The organism is Brachybacterium alimentarium, from assembly GCF_002332425.1.
Classification (GTDB): domain Bacteria; phylum Actinomycetota; class Actinomycetes; order Actinomycetales; family Dermabacteraceae; genus Brachybacterium; species Brachybacterium alimentarium.
Genome location: NZ_NRGS01000026.1, coordinates 31,977 through 49,707, shown reverse-complemented (window position 1 = coordinate 49,707; position 17,731 = coordinate 31,977). Strand labels below are relative to the sequence as shown.

General features: G+C 70.8%; 15 protein-coding genes. 8 read left to right on the top strand and 7 right to left on the bottom strand.

The features are described 5' to 3' along the window. Positions 1-109: 109 nt before the first annotated feature. The 5 genes from CIK71_RS14835 to CIK71_RS18255 all read right to left on the bottom strand — a co-directional run bounded on the left by CIK71_RS14835 (position 110) and on the right by CIK71_RS18255 (position 5,590). Complete coding sequence (locus CIK71_RS14835; protein ID WP_096166457.1) at positions 110-217, bottom strand: methionine/alanine import family NSS transporter small subunit; 108 nt, start codon at positions 215-217, stop codon at positions 110-112. An 88-nt stretch (positions 218-305) separates the two neighbouring features. Then, on the bottom strand, positions 306-1,955 hold the full coding sequence (locus tag CIK71_RS14830; RefSeq protein ID WP_096166456.1) for a sodium-dependent transporter: 1,650 nt from the start codon (positions 1,953-1,955) through the stop codon (positions 306-308). Between the two features lie 259 nt (positions 1,956-2,214). Continuing rightward, the gene (locus tag CIK71_RS14825) at positions 2,215-3,843 is read right to left on the bottom strand and encodes a PTS ascorbate transporter subunit IIC (RefSeq protein ID WP_096166455.1); all 1,629 of its coding nucleotides are present in this window, start codon (positions 3,841-3,843) and stop codon (positions 2,215-2,217) included. A 52-nt stretch (positions 3,844-3,895) separates the two neighbouring features. After that, a complete protein-coding gene (locus CIK71_RS14820; protein ID WP_096166454.1) occupies positions 3,896-4,888 on the bottom strand; it encodes a PTS sugar transporter subunit IIA in 993 nt (330 codons plus the stop codon). Between the two features lie 306 nt (positions 4,889-5,194). Next, positions 5,195-5,590: a hypothetical protein gene (locus CIK71_RS18255; protein WP_420807334.1), complete on the bottom strand. Its 396-nt coding sequence runs from the start codon at positions 5,588-5,590 to the stop codon at positions 5,195-5,197. Here CIK71_RS18255 and CIK71_RS14810 point away from each other — a divergent pair. From CIK71_RS14810 to CIK71_RS17555, 3 genes are all read left to right on the top strand, one after another. Then, positions 5,589-7,244, top strand: a complete 1,656-nt coding sequence (locus CIK71_RS14810; protein WP_096166452.1) for an amidohydrolase — start codon at positions 5,589-5,591, stop codon at positions 7,242-7,244. The two genes, CIK71_RS18255 and CIK71_RS14810, sit on opposite strands and share 2 nt — an antisense overlap. A gap of 49 nt (positions 7,245-7,293) precedes the next feature. Further along, the gene (locus tag CIK71_RS14805; RefSeq protein WP_096166451.1) at positions 7,294-8,880 is read left to right on the top strand and encodes an AbgT family transporter; all 1,587 of its coding nucleotides are present in this window, start codon (positions 7,294-7,296) and stop codon (positions 8,878-8,880) included. Between the two features lie 135 nt (positions 8,881-9,015). Continuing rightward, positions 9,016-9,240 carry a hypothetical protein gene (locus CIK71_RS17555; RefSeq protein WP_141393734.1) on the top strand — a complete coding sequence of 75 codons (225 nt, stop codon included), beginning with the start codon at positions 9,016-9,018 and terminating at the stop codon, positions 9,238-9,240. Here CIK71_RS17555 and CIK71_RS14800 read toward each other — a convergent pair. Beyond that, positions 9,176-9,784 (bottom strand): GNAT family N-acetyltransferase, encoded by a 609-nt coding sequence (locus CIK71_RS14800; RefSeq protein ID WP_096166450.1) that lies wholly within the window; start codon positions 9,782-9,784, stop codon positions 9,176-9,178. The two genes, CIK71_RS17555 and CIK71_RS14800, sit on opposite strands and share 65 nt — an antisense overlap. Positions 9,785-9,912: 128 nt before the next feature. On the opposite strand from CIK71_RS14800, the gene CIK71_RS14795 reads away from it, so the two are divergent. The 5 genes from CIK71_RS14795 to CIK71_RS14775 all read left to right on the top strand — a co-directional run bounded on the left by CIK71_RS14795 (position 9,913) and on the right by CIK71_RS14775 (position 16,695). Continuing rightward, positions 9,913-10,320 (top strand): CidA/LrgA family protein, encoded by a 408-nt coding sequence (locus CIK71_RS14795; protein ID WP_096166449.1) that lies wholly within the window; start codon positions 9,913-9,915, stop codon positions 10,318-10,320. After that, entirely contained in the window at positions 10,317-11,015 is a 699-nt protein-coding gene (locus CIK71_RS14790) for an LrgB family protein (protein ID WP_096166448.1), read from the top strand. The genes CIK71_RS14795 and CIK71_RS14790 overlap by 4 nt, the downstream gene beginning before the upstream one ends. Before the next feature lie 339 nt (positions 11,016-11,354). Continuing rightward, complete coding sequence (locus tag CIK71_RS14785) at positions 11,355-13,118, top strand: ABC transporter ATP-binding protein (protein WP_096166447.1); 1,764 nt, start codon at positions 11,355-11,357, stop codon at positions 13,116-13,118. Then, positions 13,115-15,340: an ABC transporter ATP-binding protein gene (locus tag CIK71_RS14780; protein ID WP_420807333.1), complete on the top strand. Its 2,226-nt coding sequence runs from the start codon at positions 13,115-13,117 to the stop codon at positions 15,338-15,340. The genes CIK71_RS14785 and CIK71_RS14780 overlap by 4 nt, the downstream gene beginning before the upstream one ends. Positions 15,341-15,444: 104 nt before the next feature. Continuing rightward, the gene (locus CIK71_RS14775) at positions 15,445-16,695 is read left to right on the top strand and encodes an FAD-dependent monooxygenase (RefSeq protein WP_096166446.1); all 1,251 of its coding nucleotides are present in this window, start codon (positions 15,445-15,447) and stop codon (positions 16,693-16,695) included. Between the two features lie 130 nt (positions 16,696-16,825). Here CIK71_RS14775 and CIK71_RS14770 read toward each other — a convergent pair whose 3' ends face one another. Further along, the gene (locus CIK71_RS14770; RefSeq protein WP_096166445.1) at positions 16,826-17,728 is read right to left on the bottom strand and encodes an AraC family transcriptional regulator; all 903 of its coding nucleotides are present in this window, start codon (positions 17,726-17,728) and stop codon (positions 16,826-16,828) included. Positions 17,729-17,731: the final 3 nt, after the last annotated feature.

The window sequence follows — 17,731 nt, the reverse complement described above, 5'->3', positions numbered from 1 at the left end:
CCCCGCGCCTCGCGCCCCGCGACCCGGGCCCTCGCGCCTCGCGCCTCGCGCCTCGCGCTTCGCGCTCCGGGCCCTGCGCCTCGCGCCCCGGACCGGCGGAGAGAGGAGGTCAGTCCTTCTTCTCTGGGTGGCGGACGATGTTGACGACGGCGGCGGCGAGGCCGCCCCAGACGGCGAGGATCGCGATGGACATCATGACGATGGCGGAGACGGACATGGTCACTCCTGACTGAGCGGGGTGGAGAGGGCGGTCGAAGGCCCGGGCGCGGCCGGGAGCTGGTTGCGACGCGGGTGGGGCATGCCGGTCATCTCGGGGCGGAGCGCAGCTCGTGGGGAGTGGCCGCCTCGGGGGTGGTGACGAGACCTCGGCCGGCGACGGCTTCGGGGGCGATGGGGTCGCCGTTGGAGTCGTCCTTGTGGAGGTTCGAGCCGGCGGGCCAGGGGATCAGCGACAGGCCGATCGCGATGACGACCAGTCCGATGGCCATCAGCCAGCCGAAGACGAACACGAACCAGCCCGGGTAGCCCTCGTAGGTGTTCGGGTCCATCAGCAGATCCCTCGTGCTGAGTACCAGCGAGGCGCCCAGCACGAGCGGGGCGATCACTCCGACGCACACCAGCCACCAGGTGCCGATCCTGAAGGTGCCCTGGTGGTTGAGGTGATCGCGCAGCGTGGGCAGGCCCCGCACCACGTAGGTGACGACGATCGTGGAGACCAGGGCGGCCGCGACGATGCCGTACTCGTTGGCCCACTTGTCCAGCACGTCCAGCAGCGGCAGTCCCATCGTCGTCGAGAACAGCGCGGTGGAGACCACGGCGAGCGGGACGCACACCCACAGGGTGGCGGCGATGCGGGCGAAGCCGAACTTGTCCTGGATCGCGGCGATGACCACCTCGACGATCGAGATCAGCGAGGTGAAGCCGGCCAGCACCAGGGAGCCGAAGAACAGCACGCCGATCAGGGTGCCGGCCCCGGTGGGCGCCTGACTGATGATCGCGGGGAAGGCGATGAAGGCGAGCCCCACACCGTCCGTGACGACCTCGTCGATCGCGACGCCCTGCGCCTGCGCCATGAAGCCCAGTGCGGAGAACACGCCGATGCCGGCGAGGATCTCGAAGCTCGAGTTGGCGAAGCCGACCACCAGACCGGAGCCGGTGAGGTCGGTCTTCTTCTTCAGGTAGGAGGAGTAGGTGAGCATGATGCCGAAGGCGACGGACAGCGAGAAGAAGATCTGGCCGTAGGCCGCGATCCACACGCTGGGGTCCAGGAGCGCTCCCCAGTTCGGCTTGAACAGGGCCTCGAGACCGTCGATGGCACCGGGCAGGAACAGTGCGCGCGCCACGAGGATCACGAACATCAGCACCAGCAGCGGGATGAACACGACGGAGCTGGCGGCGATGCCCTTCTGCACGCCGAGCGCCATCACGATGATCACGGCGAGCCAGACGATGATCATGGACACCAGGACGGCCGGGACGATGTCGAAGGAGATCGTCGCCTCGGCGCCGCCGAGGGCCTGGGTGTACTCGCCGAAGAACCCGGCCGGGTCGTCGCCCCAACGCTGATCGAGCGAGAAGATCGTGTAGTTCGTGGCCCACGCCAGGATCAGCGCGTAGTACAGCGCGATGATCAGGGCGATCAGCACCTGCCACCAGCCGATGAACTCGGTCCAGCGCTTGAAGCGACGCCATGCGGTCGGCGCGGAGCCGCGCCAGCGGTGGCCGATCGCGTAGTCGAGGAAGAGCAGGGGGATGCCTGCCGTGAGCAGCGCGACGAGGTACGGCAGGATGAACGCGCCGCCGCCGTTCTCGTACGCCACGGCGGGGAAGCGCCAGATGTTGCCGAGCCCCACGGCCGAGCCGATCGCCGCGAAGATGAAGGCGGTGCGGCCGGAGAAGGCCCCGCGATCAGCGCTCGTGGCTTTCGCGGCGGGGGAGGGAGATGGTGCGCTCAAGGGGTCGCCTCCGGAGGGTTGCGCCGAGGAGTGGCGGCTGGGTGGGGTCGGGCAGAGGGATGCAGGGCACAGGCGTTCCCGGCGCTGGGCCGGGACGGCGCACGGTCAGCGGGTCTCGCGCCCGTGCGAAGGCCGATGTGCGGGGCCGAGGGGGTGGGCGGCCATGCATCGTGCACGGATGATACTCGCCCGACGAAGACCGGTGCAGCGGCGGGCCCGACCTCACCGGTGACGGGCCCGCCGGCGTGGTCAGTCCGCATCAGTCCGCGGGCGGCGGCGGGGGAGTCGGGGCGCCGGCCGGCGGGGCGACGCGCGGGTACCGGCTGGACCCTGCGGCCGACGACGATCCGGCGCTCGCCGCTGCTCCGGCAGCCGCGGCAGAACCGGTCGAGCCTGCCTCGCCGGAGCCCGTCGGCGCACCGCTCACCGCGGCGGTGGTGCCGGCGTCGGCCGCCGTGCGGGTCGGTGCCGGGTCCCAGCCTGCGTCGACCACGCGTCGCTGCATGAGGATGGCGGCGCCGAGGATCACGGCGCCGATCACCGCGAGCAGCACGATGCCGGGCAGCACCCCGGTGCGGGCGGAGTAGCCGATGAGGATGCCGAACCAGCCGAAGTCGGTGTCCCCGAAGGTGGTGTTCGCCGAGCCGAAGGAGCCCAGCACCTTCAGCAGCAGGGCCGGCAGGAAGGTGACCAGCAGACCGTTCACGAAACCGCCGGCGACCGCACCGCGTCGGCCGCCGGTGGCATTGCCGTAGACGCCGGCCGCGCCACCGGTGAAGAAGTGCGGCACGAGCCCGGGCAGGATCAGGGCGAGGCCGAGCACCGGGCCGAGCCAGGCGCCGAGCACGAGCAGGCCCACGAGTCCGCCGGCGAAGCTCGAGAGGAAGCCGATCAGCACGGCGTTCTGGGCGTACGGGAAGACGATCGGGGCGTCGAGCGCGGGGATCGCGCCGGGGACCACCTTGGCGGCGATGCCCTGGAAGGCGGGCACCAGCTCGCCGAGGATGGTGCGCACGCCGAAGAGGATCACGGCCACGGCGATGCCGAACTGGAGGCCCTGGGTCACGGACTGCATGAGGTAGTTGCCGACGTCGGTCGCGCCGCCCTCGAAGGCGTCGAAGGCCGTGCCCTGGCCGGCGCGCAGCAGGTAGACCACGGCCACCACGAGGTACATCAGCACCATCGACAGGGCGGTGGCGACCATCGAGTCGCGCAGGAATCGGAGGGATTCGGGGACCTTGAGATCCTCGGTGGAGCGGCTGCGGCCCTTGGGGTCCACGACGCGGCCGACGGCGCCTGCGGCGATATATCCCGCGGTGCCGAAGTGCCCGATCGCGATCGAATCGTCCCCGGTGATGCGGCGGGTCCAGGGCTGGGCGAAGGCCGGCAGGGCGACCATGAGGATGCCCAGCAGCACCGCGCCGAGGACCACCACGACCACGGTGGGCATGCCGGCAGAAGCCATCACCACGGTGATCAGGGTGGCCATGAACAGCAGGTGGTGGCCGGTGAGGAAGACGTAGCGAAGCGGGGTGAAGCGGGCCAGCACGATCGCGACGATGAAGCCCAGGATCATCAGCCATGCCACCTGGGCGCCGAACTCCTCCTGGGCGATGCCGGCGATCGCCTCGTTGGTGGGGACCACGCCCTGCGCGCCGAGAGCGCCCTGGATCATGACGCCCAACGGGGCGAGGGACGCGGTGACGAGGGTGGCGCCGGCCCCGATCAGCAGGAAGCCGAGGACGGCCTTGAGCGCGCCGCCGGTCACCTGCCCGGCGGACTTGCGCAGGGCGATCAGTCCGATCGCGGTGATGATGCCGATGAGATAGGCGGGGACGCTCAGGATCTCGTTGACGAGGAACTGGGCGATGGAGACGAGCACGCTCATGGTCTTGCTCCGTGGGGTGAGGTGATGAGGGGCGGCGGTGGCAGGGGGACCCTCACACGGCGTACACGCGACGCAGCACGGCGTCGATCTCCGCCTGGGAGGTGAAGTTCTCGATGACCTCGACCCGGACGCCGACGTCGCCCAGGGTGTCCGCGATGGCGCCGGAGGTGAGGATGACGTCCGCCTCCTTGGCCCGGCCCTTGGCGGAGATCGTGTCGGTGGCCTGGATGTCGAGATAGGACGACCAGCCCCAGCGGTCCAGCACCTGCTCAGCGGTGTTCTTCAGGAACAGGCTGGTGCCCAGTCCGTTCCCGCACACGGTGAGGAGGAGGTTCTTCGAGGGAACCGCGTCGGGGTCGACGAGGGCCGACGGACCGGCTGTCGCGTCGGCCGATGCTGCGGATGGTGCGGGTGCGGGTGCGGGTGCGGTCGCGGTCGCGGTCGCGGGTGCCGGCGTGGAGACGGCGGTGGCGGAACGCGTGCCGTCCGCGTCGGGCTCGGAGGTCGCGGACTCGGTGCCCGCATCGGTGGCGGCATCGGTGCCCGCATCGGTGTCGGCGTCGGTGCTCGTGTCAGCGCCCTCCGCGGCGTCGGCGTCGTCTGCGCCGAGGGCGGCGAGGACCTCGGCCGGTGTCGAGGCGGTGTCGAGCTCGCGGCGGCTCGTGGGATCGGCCAGCACCCCGGCGAGGGCTGCGAGCGCCGACTGGTGAGCGGAGGCGTCTGCGGCGGCGAGGGCCATGACCAGCGTGACCGGGTCGTTGGCCTCGTTCCCGAAGGGGATCGGCTCGGCGAGACGCACGAACGACAGCGCTGTGCGCAGCACAGACTCGTCGGGCCGGGCGTGAGCGAGGGCGAAGCCGGGGGCGATGACGATGTAGGGGCCGTGCTCCTCGACCGTGCGGATCATCGCGTCGGTGTAGGAGCTCGTGGTGGATTCGGTGGAGACCAGCAGGTCCCCGGAGAGACGGATCGCCGCGCGCCAGTCCTGCGCCGAGGCGTCGAGGCTGATGGCGGACGGGTCGACCAGATCGCTGAGCTGTGACATGGAGGAGCCTGTTCGAGAGGGGGCGGGAACGCGCGTGGGGGATTCGAGGGTACGACGTCGCCGACGGGCGTGGACCGGCGCGCCGGTGCGAGGACGCGCCGAACCCGGTGCGGGGGAGACCGATCCCGCAGGCGGACCCTGCGCGCGCGGCGAAGCGGCGGCGCGGGGCGCGGGGCGCGGCGAACACGGGCGCGGCGGCGCGGCGAACTCGGGCGCGCCCGGTCGGCGTCCTGGCCCGTTCCGCGGCGTCGCAGTCACCAAATGTGAGCTGGGGACCTATGTGAGCCTCTCGCATAGGTCCCCAGCTCACATTTGCAGCAGTTGACCTTGAGGGGGCGCCGGGGGAGCAGCAGTCGGCCTTGAGGGGGAGGTGCTGGGGGAGCAGCAGTCGGCCTTGAGGGGGAGCCAGACGCGCATCGGGGCGACGCTGCGGTTGCCCCACGCGTCGTAGGGGATCGCGGTCCAGGTGGCCGGGACCTGGGTGCTCGCGGCCTCGGCGGGTCCGTGGAGCGTGGAGCGCGCCCTACAGGGGCAGCGGGCTCTTCTCTCCTCCCCCACGGCGACCTGCGGGATCACCAGCAGCGGCCAGTGCGCCAGGTACAGCGAATACGAGATCGCGCCGACGAACCGAAACGGGCGCACGCTCAGCAGGGGTGAGACCGACCACACGCGGAGTCCTGACGTGTCTATCCTCGACCGCATGGCTACACCGTCGGCTCCCCACCCCGAGTCACCGCATCCGGAGGCCCAGCGCACCGAGGCGCGTCTGGAGGCCCAGCGCACCGAGGAGCGTCTGGAGCCCGAGCGCACCGAGGCGCGGCGTCCGGAGCCCGAGAGCACCGAAGCGCAGCCCACCGAGGTGTCGACGGTGTCGACTGCCTTTCTCCGCCAGCTCGACGACGAGCGGGAGAGCGCGATGCGCACCGCCTCGCATCCCGGCTCTGCGTTCGACGGGGCCGACGCCGCCCTGCACGATCGGCTCGAGGAGCTCGTCGAGGCGGATCGCCCCGAGATGCTCGACCTCATGCTCGACCTCGCCGAGCACCCTGAGGTCGCCTTCGAGGAGCACCGCTCCGCGCGCGCCATCGTCGACGTCCTCGCCGCTCACGGCATCGAGGCGCAGCTGGGCGTGCACGGGCTCGACACCGCGATCCGTGCAGAGATCTCCGGGATGTCCGGGACACGGCCTGCGGGGCCGGGCGCTGCGGGAGCAGGCGCTGCCGGCGCGGAGTCCGCGGGACCGGGAGCGGATGCCTCGGGAGTGGGAGTGGGAGCGGATGCCTCGGGCGTGGGAGCGGGAGTGGGAGCGGACGCTGCTGGAGCGGGCGCTGCGGGAGCAGGCGTCGGGGACGACGTCCCGACCCTCGCGATCCTCTCCGAATACGACGCGCTGCCCGTCGTCGGCCACGGCTGCGGGCACAACGTCATCGCCGTCATGGGCCTGGGGGCCTTCCTGGCGCTGGCCGCGCTCGCGAAGGCAGACCCGTCGGCCGTCCCCGGACGGGTCGTGTTCCTGGGGACCCCCGCCGAAGAGGGCCATACCGGCAAGGAGTACATGGCCCGCAACGGGGCCTTCGACGGGCTGGACGCCGCGGTGATGGCCCACCCGTACGGCTATGACCTGGCCGACCAGGTGTGGCTGGGCCGTCGGACGCTCACCGTGGAGTTCCACGGACACACCGCCCACGCCTCAGCGCAGCCCTTCATGGGCCGCAACGCGCTGGACGCCGCGAGCCTCATGTATCAGGGGATCGGCCTGATGCGGCAGCAGACCCCGCCGTCGGACCGCATCCACGCCGTGATCCGCGAGGGCGGCGATCGCGCGAGCGTCGTGCCGGATTACGCGAAGCTCGACCTGTACGTGCGCTCGCAGCGCCCCGAGACCCTCAAGGACCTCTCGAGCCGCGTCGAGGACGTGGCCCGTGGCGCTGCCCTCATGGCCGGGGTCGGCGTGAGCGTCAACTGGGACCAGCACCCGCCGTCGCTGCCCGTGCGCACCAACGAGGCGCTCACGGGGAGCTGGGTCCAGGCGCAGCGTCGCCGCGGCCGCGATCCGCTCCCGTTCGGCGTGGTCTCGCCGATCCTCGCCGCCTCCACCGACTTCGGCAACGTCAGCTATCGGATCCCCGGCATCCACCCGGTGATCCGGATCGCCCCGCCCGAGGTGGCCCTGCACACCCGCGAGTTCGCGACCTGGGCCGTCTCCGAGGATGCTCGCGCGGCGGCGTCCGACGGGGCCTACGGGCTCGCGGCCACCGTGCTCGACGCCCTCCATGATCCGCAGCTGGCCACCGCCATGGCCGCGGAGTTCGAGGAGGCTGGCGGCGCGATCGACGTGCCCTCGTTCTTCGACTGATCTGCCCCACGCTTTCCCGCTCACGTCCACGATCCACTGGAGACCCCCCATGAGCGCAGCACCGACCGGTTCCCCGACCACCGGCCTGACCGACAAGATCCTCAACGGGGTGGAGAGGGCGGGCAACAAGCTGCCCGAGCCCTTCATGCTCTTCCTCGTCCTCTTCGCCGTCACCGGCGTCGTGTCCACCGCGATGGCCTGGGCCGGTGTGGTCGTCACGGTGCCCGGCTCCGAGGACCCCACCGTCATCAAGGGCCTGTTCACCGGTGAGGGGCTCACCTGGCTCACCACCACGCTGGGCGAGAACTTCATCGGGTTCCCGCCGCTGGTGACCGTGCTGCCGATCCTGCTGGCGATCGGCATCGCCCAGCACTCCGGTCTGCTCGCCGCCGGCATCCGGAAGCTCTTCGGCACCTCGCCCGCCTGGCTGCTGCCCTATGTGGTCGGGTTCGTGGGCGTGATCTCCTCGATCATGGCCGACACCGCCTTCGTGGTGGTCCCGCCGCTCGCGGCCCTCGTGTTCAAGGCCGCCGGCCGCCATCCCGTGGCCGGACTGCTGGGCGGCTTCGCCGCGGCCGGCGCCGGCTACTCCACGAACATCTTCCCGACCTCGCTGGACGCCCTGTTCGCCGGCATCACCACCTCGGTCATGGGCGCCCTCCCGGGCTTCGAGACCACCGCGGTCAATCCGGTCTCGAACTGGTTCTTCAACATCGCCTCGTCGATCGTGCTGGGCTTCGTGGCCGGGTTCATCATCGACAAGGTCCTCGAGCCGCGACTGACGCGGCAGGGCATTCACCGCGACGAGGTCGCCGTGGAGGGCGCTGAGAAGAGTGCCGAGAGCACCGAGAACATGCGGGCCGCCCTCACCCCCGAGGAGAACAGGGGCCTGCTGGCAGCGGTGCTCAGCGCCGCGGTGCTCACCGCGGTCTTCCTGGTCGCCTTCCTGCTGCCGGACTCCCCGTGGCGCAACGAGGACGGTGACTTCCTGCCGGAGTCCCCGCTGCTGAGCTCGATCGTGTTCATCGTGGTCGCCTACTTCGTGGTGCTCGGCCTGGCGTACGGGATCGCGACGAAGACCGTGCGCTCCACGCGCGACGCGGTGGAGATGATGACCGAGTCGCTCAAGGAGATGCTGCCCTTCGTGGTGCTCGCGTTCGTCCTGGGCAACTTCATCGCATTGTTCAACTGGTCCGGGATCGGCACCTGGATCGCGGTGACCGGTGCGGCCGGGCTCGAGGGCGTGGGCCTGACCGGCTTCCCCGCCGTGCTCGGATTCATCCTCCTGGCCAGCTGCCTGAACCTGTTCATCATCTCCGGCTCGGCCATGTGGGCGATCATGGGCGCAGTGTTCGTGCCGATGTTCGCGCTGATCGGCTACGAGCCCGCGTTCACCCAGGCCGCCTTCCGCGTGGGCGACTCCGCGACCCAGATCATCACGCCGATGAATCCCTACATGATCGTGCTGCTGGGCATGATCCGGAAGTACGAGCCGGGCGCCGGCCTGGGCACCCTGATGGCGCGCATGCTGCCCTTCGTCGTCCCGTTCTGGATCGTGTGGACCGTGATCCTCGCGGTGTTCTTCGTCGCCGATCTGCCGCTGGGACCGGGCAACCCGATCTTCCTGGAGAAGTGAGGGCCCGGGACGCGATCGCGCGCATGCCCGGCAGCTCGCGGAGGATCCGCGGGCGGATCGGAACCACCTCTCTATCAGCTACCGTCGTGAGGACGGCTCCTGGTGCGGCGCCAGGGCAGATGACAGGAGGGCGACATGGCGGACGGACAGCTCTCCACCCCGCGCCGGCTGCAGCGCACCGGCCTCATCCTGTGCGGGGTGGGTCTCGTCGGAACGGTGGTGCTCGCTCTCGTGCACGGTGGCTGGAGCTCCCACAACACCGGCGTGATCTTCGTGCTCGGCGGCCTCGTGGCGTTCATCGTCGGCCTGGTGCAGGACCGTCTCGCACGAACCGGCGATGAGGACGCCCGTAGACGATGACCGTGCCGGGCGGCGACGCCCAGGAGCGCGCGTCGGCATCCGGAACGTCGGCATCCGGAGAGCCGACGTCGGTGGCGATCTCGTCCGGAGCGGCGTCGGGACGGAAGCCGAGCTTCTCCAGCACCCGTGACGAGGCAGGATTCTCGACGTCGGCCAGCGCCACCAGGCGGGAGAGCCCCAGCGGCCCGAACGCGGCCTCCACGCACAGCGCCGCCGCCTCCGTCGCCAGACCGCGCCCCCAGGCATCGCGGGCCAGGGTGTAGCCGAGCTCGGTCCCGAACCTCGTGACCTCCAGACCGGCGTCGCCGATCAGCCGGCCGGTGCTGCGCTCGATCACCGCCCAGAAGGCGAACCCGTGCTCGCGCTGGTGACGGCGGTAATCCGCGATCATCTGCTCCGTCGTGTCCGGCGTGGCCGCTTCGCCCGCGCCGACATACCGCATGACTTCGGGATCGCCATAGATCCCGTGCGCTGCGGGGGCGTCGCCCGGCGCGAAGGGACGCAGCAGCACGCGCTCGCCGAGCAGCGGGAAGTCCAGGGACATGGACGCAGTGTGCGGCGTCGCGTCCGGGCGGTCAACGAGGTCCGGAGGGTCAACGAGGAATCCGGGCGGCCGACGAGGAATGAGCCGGTCCCGTCGGGCTGACCTGTCGCCGGGCTACCCTGTCCCAGATGTCCCGTGCCGCCGCTCTTCCTCCCGTGCTGCTCGGCCTCGTGGTCCTGCTGCTCGCGCAGATGGCGGGCCTGGCCGTGTCGGCGCTGCTGGGCCTGCCGATCCCCGGAGTGGTGCTGGGGATCGTGCTGCTGGTCGTGCTCGGACTCCTGCGGCCCACGCGGGCCGTGCTGCGCGTCGCCGACCCGGCGGCCACCCCGCTTCTGGCGCATCTGCAGCTGCTGTTCGTCCCGCCGGGCGTCGGCATCATCCTCGAGCTGCGCTCGCTCGCCCAGAACGCGCTGCCGATCGCGCTCGCCGTGGGCGGCTCGTTCGTGGTCACGCTGCTGGTGGCCGGGTGGCTCCTGCAGGCGCTGCTGCGCCGGCAGGATCGTCGTCGGCAGGAGCGCGGGGGAGCGGCCGCATGAGCGCGCTCATCCACCTCCCCGTCTTCGGCCTCGCCCTCACGCTGAGCGCCTATCTGCTCTCGCTGTGGCTCTACCAGCGACTGGGCAGGCCCGGCCTGCTCTCCCCGGTGCTGGTCACCGTGGTGATCGTCGCCGCCGTCCTGCAGGCCACCGGCCTGCCGTATGCCGAGTACCTCGAGCAGGTCACGGTGCTGACCCTCCTGCTCGGCCCCGCCACCGTCGCGCTCGCCCTGCCGCTGCTGCGCAACGGACGGGCTCTGGCTTCCTCGGCCCCGGCCGTGCTCGCGACCCTGGCCGTCGGCGGTGCGGTGAGCGTGGCGATCACGGTCGCTGCGATGACCGCCTTCGGTGCGGGTGAGGACATGCTGCTCGCCGCCCTGCCGCGCTCGGTGACCTCCCCGGTGGGCCTGTCGATCGCGGAGATCCTCGGGGCCTCGGTGCCGCTCGCGGTGGTGCTGACGCTGATCTCCGGGGTGCTCGGAGCCGTCGTCGGCCCGGCTCTGCTGACCCTCGCCCGGGTGCGCGACGAGCGGGCCCGTGGCTTCGCCATCGGCCTCACCTCGCACGGCATCGGCACCTCGCGCGTGCTCTCCGAATCCACGGTGGCCGGCGGCTGGTCCAGCGCCGCGATGGTGATGAACGCGCTGATCATGACGGTCGTGCTGCCGATCGTGGCCGGGATCGTCGCCGGCTGAGGCTGGGCCTGAGGCGGGCTTGGAGCCTACGCCGCCCGGCGTCCGCGGCCGTGGCTGTAGCACCCGGAGTGGTGCGGAGCGCGAGCGCTCTCCTCCGCCCTCGCGATCTCCTCCGTAAGTCGGGTGCGGTGCGCGACGGATTCCTGGAGAATGACGGCAGATCGGACTGCCGCAGCGCAGAGCGGACTGTCCCAGCGCAGAGCGGGCCGTCGCAGCTCTGACGGCTGCTGCTCACCGGGCGGACACGATCTGTCCGCCCGTCTCCGTACCGTTGTTCCTGACGCCGACCGCGGCGGGAGCACTGCCGTGCACCAGCCCGACCCTCATCAAGGATCCTCCATGCTCTGGACCGTCATCCGACGGCACATCCGTCCCTACCTCCCGCACGTGGCCGCCGTCATCGTGCTGCAGCTGGCCACCGTGCTGGCCACGCTGTACCTGCCCAGCCTCAACGCCGACATCATCGACAACGGCGTGGCCACGGGGGACACCGACTACATCTGGCGCGTCGGCGGACTCATGCTGATCGTCGCGATGGTGCAGGTCATCACGGCGGTCACCTCGGTCTGGTTCGGCGCCCGCGTGGCGATGGGCCTGGGGCGGGACATCCGCCGCTCCCTCTACACCCGGGTGGATCGCTTCTCCACCGAGGAGATGGGCCGTTTCGGCGCCCCCACCCTGATCACCCGCGGCACGAACGACGTGCAGCAGGTGCAGATGCTCGCGCTGATGACGTTGAACTTCATGGTCATGGTGCCGATCATGTCCATCGGCGGCATCGTGATGGCGATCCAGGAGGATCCCGGGCTGTCCTGGCTGGTGTGGGTCTCCGTCCCCGTGCTCATGGTCATCGTGGGGCTGCTGGTCACGAAGCTCATGCCGCTGTTTCAGCGCATGCAGGACAACATCGACTCGATCAACGGCGTGATGCGCGAGCAGATCATGGGCATCCGCGTGGTGCGGGCCTTCGTGCGCGAGAAGCACGAGACCGCCCGCTTCGAGGACGCCAACGCCACCCTCACCGACACCTCGGTGCGGATCGGCCGGCTGTTCGTGATCATGGGGCCCGCGATCACCGTCGTGCTGCACCTGGCCACCGCCGCCGTGCTCTGGTTCGGCGGCCACCGGGTGGACGCAGGACTCGTGCAGGTGGGCTCGCTGACCGCTTTCATGCAGTACCTGCTGCAGATCCTCATGGCCGTCATGATGGGCACCTTCATGTTCATGATGTTCCCGCGCGCGATCATCAGCGCACGCCGCATCGGAGAGGTCCTCGAGACCACGCCCACCCTCGTCGAGGCCACCGATCCGGTCGCGCTCGACCAGGTCGGCGGCGGCGCCGCGGTCGAGTTCCGCGACGTCTCCTTCGCCTATCCCGGCGCGGACGCCCCGGTGCTGGACGGCATCTCCTTCACGGCCGACGCCGGCCGCACCACGGCCATCATCGGCTCGACCGGCTCGGGCAAGACCTCGCTGATCAGCCTGATCCCGCGCCTGCACGACGCCACCAGGGGCCAGGTGCTGCTGGACGGCGTCCCGGTCACCGACCTCGCCCGCGCCACGATCTCGGACGTCGTCGGCCTCGTGCCGCAGAAGCCGTACCTGTTCTCCGGAACGATCGCGCACAACCTGCGCTTCGGGGACCCGTCGGCCGACGACGCCCAGCTGTGGGAGGCGCTCGACATCGCCCAGGCCACCGAGTTCGTCGTCGACCGCACCACCGGCGAGGACGAGGCGGCGGCGACGGGACTGGAATCCGCGGTCTCCCAGGGCGGCACGAACGTCTCCGGCGGCCAGCGCCAGCGCCTGTGCATCGCCCGCACCCTGGTGGCCCGGCCTCGCGTGTTCGTGTTCGACGACTCGTTCTCCGCGCTCGACGTCGCGACCGACGCCGCCGTCCGCGCGGGCCTGGACGCGCACACCCAGGGCGCCACGATGATCATCGTCGCCCAGCGCATCTCCAGCATCACCGGCGCGGACCAGATCATCGTGCTCGAGGAGGGCCGGGTCGTGGGCCGCGGCACCCATGAGGAGCTGCTCGCGTCGAATCAGACCTACCGGGAGATCGTCGATTCCCAGACCACCGTGGAGGAGCTGGCATGAGCCGCGCGATGAAGAACGGTGGCCGGAAGCACGGCGCCCGGCAGAACGATGCTCCGAAAAACGGTGGCCGGAAGAACCGCGGCACCGCCGCTGTGGGGGCTGAGGCCTCGGGCGCCCGCTCCTCGAACGCCGCCGCCTCCGGCACCGGAGAGCTCTCCGAGGCCGAGATCCTCGAGATGCAGGACTCCATGAGCGGCGAGTGGGGCGACTCCGCACCCCGCAAGGCGAAGGCCTTCTGGCCCTCTGCGATGCGCCTGGCCGGCACCTTCGCCGACCACAAGCTCGGCCTCGGGGTCGTGCTGGTCTTCGGCATCATCTCCACGGCCCTCACCGTGTGGGCCCCCTCGATCCTCGGCGACGCGATGGACCTCATCTTCGACGGCGTGCTCACCGGGAACGGCGTCGACTTCCCAGCGCTGGGCAGGCTGCTGCTGTTCGTGCTGGGCATGTACGTCGTGGCCGCCCTGTTCGACTGGCTGCAGGGCCGGCTCCTGAACGACGTGGTCATGGACATCGTGTACCGGCTGCGAGAACGGATCGAGGCCAAGGTCAACCGCCTGCCGCTGAGCTACTTCGACACCCACCAGCGCGGCGACCTGCTCTCGCGCACCACGAACGACGTCGACAACGTGCAGACCGCTCTCCAGCAGGCGTTCGCCTCCCTGGTCTACGCGGTGCTGACCATCGTGGGCATCACCGCGATGATGTTCTACCTGTCCTGGCAGCTGGCGCTGATCGCCCTGGTGGCCCTGCCGATCTCCGGGGTGGCCATCGGCCTGATCGGCACGAAGTCGCAGAAGCTGTTCACCGCGCAGTGGCGCAACACGGGGCGGCTGAACGGCCACGTCGAGGAGTCCTTCACCGGGCATGACCTGGTCACGGTGTTCGACCGTCAGGACTCGATGCGCGAGCAGTTCGACGAGCGCAACGAGGAGCTCTTCGAGGCCTCCTTCAAGGCCCAGTTCTACTCCGGCATGATCATGCCGATCATGCAGTGGGTGACCTACCTCGGCTATGTCGGGATCGCCGTGGTGGGCGGCCTGCGGATCGCCAGCGGGCAGCTGAGCCTCGGCCAGGTCGTCGCCTTCATCCAGTACTCCCGCGAGTTCAACGCGCCGCTCGGCGAGGTGGCCGGTATGGCGAACATGCTCATCTCCGGGGTGGCGTCGGCCGAGCGGATCTTCGAGCTGCTGGACGCCGAGGAGCAGGAGGCCGACGGGGAGATCCACGCGTCCACGACAGGGCCGGACGGGGAGCCCAGCTCGGTTCCCATCGAGCGCGCCGAGCTCACCGGCCCCACCCGCGGCCGCATCGAGTTCGACCATGTCGCCTTCTCCTACACGGCGGACAAGCCCCTCATCACGGACCTCACCCTGGTCGCCGAGCCAGGCCAGACCATCGCCATCGTGGGACCCACCGGCGCCGGCAAGACCACGCTGGTCAACCTGATCATGCGGTTCTACGAGATCGACGGCGGGCAGATCCGCCTGGACGGCGTGGACATCCGCGCCCTGGACCGCGGCGCCGTGCGCAGCCAGATCGGCATGGTGCTGCAGGACGCCGTGCTGTTCGGCGGCACGATTCGCGAGAACATCCGCTACGGGCGCCTCGATGCGTCCGACGACGAGGTCATCTCCGCCGCGACCGCCACCTTCGTGGACCGTTTCGTGCACACCCTGCCCGACGGCTACGACACGATGATCGAGGACGAGGGCGCGAACATCTCCGCCGGTGAGCGCCAGCTCATCACGATCGCCCGTGCCTTCCTCGCCGATCCCGCGCTGCTGATCCTCGACGAGGCCACCTCCTCGGTGGACACCCGCACCGAGGTGCTCGTCCAGGAGGCGATGGCCGCGCTGCGCACCGACCGCACCAGCTTCGTCATCGCGCATCGCCTCTCCACCATCCGCGACGCCGACGTCATCCTCGTGATGGAGCACGGCGACATCGTCGAACAGGGCGATCACGACGCGCTGCTCGAGGCCGAGGGCGCCTACCACCGCCTCTACTGGTCGCAGTTCGCCGGCGGCGTCGATCCCGACCAGGACGACGCAGTGCTCGAGCGCTCCGTCGCGGTGACCGGGGAGATGGCTGCGGTGACCGGGGAGATAGCTGCGGTGGCGCGGGAGGTGGCGGAGCCGGCCGATGCAGGGCCCGCCACGCCCGCCGAGCCTTCCGCTGGCCCCTCCGCAACGTCCGCCGATCCCACAGAGGACCGGTAATGTCCCCGCACGACNNGTCGTGCGGGGACATTACCGGGCGCGCCGGTCTCTGCGGGTGGCCAGGACCGGATGCGCCGCTGCACGGCGCCGCGTAGCGTCGGTGCATGGACATCACGATCGTCGGCGGCGGGGTCTGCGGCCTCGCGCTGGCTCATGAGCTCGCTCCCGACCACCGCGTCACCGTGCTGGAATCCTCCCCTGGGCCGCGCGGCGGCGGGTACATGATCGACTTCTTCGGCCCGGGCTTCCTCGCTGCGGAGCGGATGGGCGTGATCGAGGAGCTGCGCCGGCGCGGGCACGTGTTCGACGGCGTCCGCTATGGTCTGCCCGACGGCTCGACCAGCGGGACGATCGATGCCGCGCCGCTGGTCAAGGCGGCTGGTGGACGTTACTTCTCGATCCTTCGCCCTGAGGTCGAGCTCGGCCTGCTCGCCCAGCTCCCGGAGAGCGTGGATCTCCGCTACGGCGTGCGTGTGGTCGGGGTTCGCGAGGACGAAACGCGCGACGCCGAGGCGCACGATACCGGGACGTGCGAGCCCGGGACGGGCGATGCCGGGACGCGTGAGGACGGGACGGAGGGCACTGCGACTCCCGACGCCGCCCCCGGCCGACCAGCAGTCATCACTGCAGAAGGAGAGGTGCTGGAGTCGGACCTGGTGGTCGCGTGCGACGGCGTGCGCTCCCCGCTCCGCGAGCACGTCGCTCCCGGCCACGGCCGCATCCTGCCGATGGGATACCGGGCCGCCAGCTATCTCTTCGACGATGCGCAGCTGGCGCACGAGCTGGGGCAGAGGATGCTCATGACCGACACGATCCAGCGGGTGGGCTGGCTGTATGCGGCCGACGCCGAGCAGGTGGGTGTCATGTTCACCGAGCGCGTCGACCCCCATGACACCGAGCGACCCAGCGCGGATCCGGAGCGCCTGCGCCGACGGTTCACCGGCCTGCATCCGCAGCTCGACCGGGCGCTCGAGCACGCGCCGGATACCTTCTACGACGACCTGGTCGCTCAGAGCTATGCGCCCCGCTGGAGTCGAGGTCGGATCGTGCTCGCCGGGGACGCCGCTCACGCCCCCTCGCTGCTGGCCGGGCAGGGCGCCTCCCTCGCGATCGCCGGCGCGGAAGCGCTGGCCAGGAGCCTGCGGGCGACAGGTCCGCATGTCGAGGCGGGTCTGGCGGAGTACGAGCGTCGGTGGCGGCCGACGGCGGACGCGGTGCGCCGTTCAGGACGCCTCAGTGCGTCGGCCTTCATCCCGGCCACGACCCTCCAGCTGCGCCTTCAGCAGGTGGCACGTCGGGCGATCGGCCTTCCCGGCGTGAGCCGCCTGCTCAGTCGCCAGTTCATCGCGGCCTGAAGCGCGCTGCCGGGGCTGCGGGCGCAGCTCCGCGTGCGCGCGCTGACCTGCCTGAGGCGCGAGGTCCGCCTCAGGGACGCAGCTCCAGCCTCGGAGGTGATCCGCCGGCCTCACCGATGCAGTGCCGTCCTCACAGGTGCAGCGTGCCGCCGTTGCTGCGGAAGGCGCCGGGTGGCTGCCCGAAGCGGCGACGGAACGCGGTGATGAACGGGCGCGCCTCGGGATAGCCGCATTGGCGAGCCACCTGGGCGATCGGATCGTCGGTCTCCAGCAGCAGGTGGGCGCCGCGCTCCAGCCGCAGCCTGCGCAGCATGGCCATGAGCGGCTCGCCCGTCTCCTGCGCGAACAGCCGGGCCGCATGCCGGGAGGACAGATGGGCGACCGCAGCGACGTCGCGCACCTGGATCGTGCGCTCGAGGTTGTCGGCCAGGTACCGCTCCATCGCGGCGACGCTGGAGGTGGTGCGGGCGGCGGGGTCGAGGGTGACGGCGAGATCCTCGTCGGCCGCGAAGGCGCGGGCGGTCTGGATCACGAGGGCGGCTCCGAGCGCCCTGACCTGCTCACTGACCCCGGAGCGCGGGGTGGCGACCTCTGCCGCGAGCGCTGCGATCAGCACTGGCAGCGACCCCAGGGACGTGGAGAGCAACGGGCGGTCGGCGCGCAGCAGTCCGCTCCACCAGCCGGGTGCGGAGGCGGTCGCAGTGCCCGTCGGCTGCAGCGTGAAGCCCCAGAATGCGATCCCGAGCCCGTGCTCCGGGTCGGAGATGATCTCGTGCACGTCGCCGGGGCGCGCTACGAAGACCGTCCCGGCCTCGATCCGGTGGGTGGCACCGTCGACGGTGAACGTCCCGGATCCCGAGTACGCCAGGCACACCTCGTAGAAGGAGTGCGTGTGGGCGTAGTTGCGCCAGACGGACGGCTCGTAGAAGCCCCAGCTGAGGTAGTCGACGGCGAACCCGTCGACCTCGCCGGAGACGAGCAGACCGGCGAGGTCGACGAAGGTGGTCGCACCGGCGACCTGATCCAGGCTCACCCG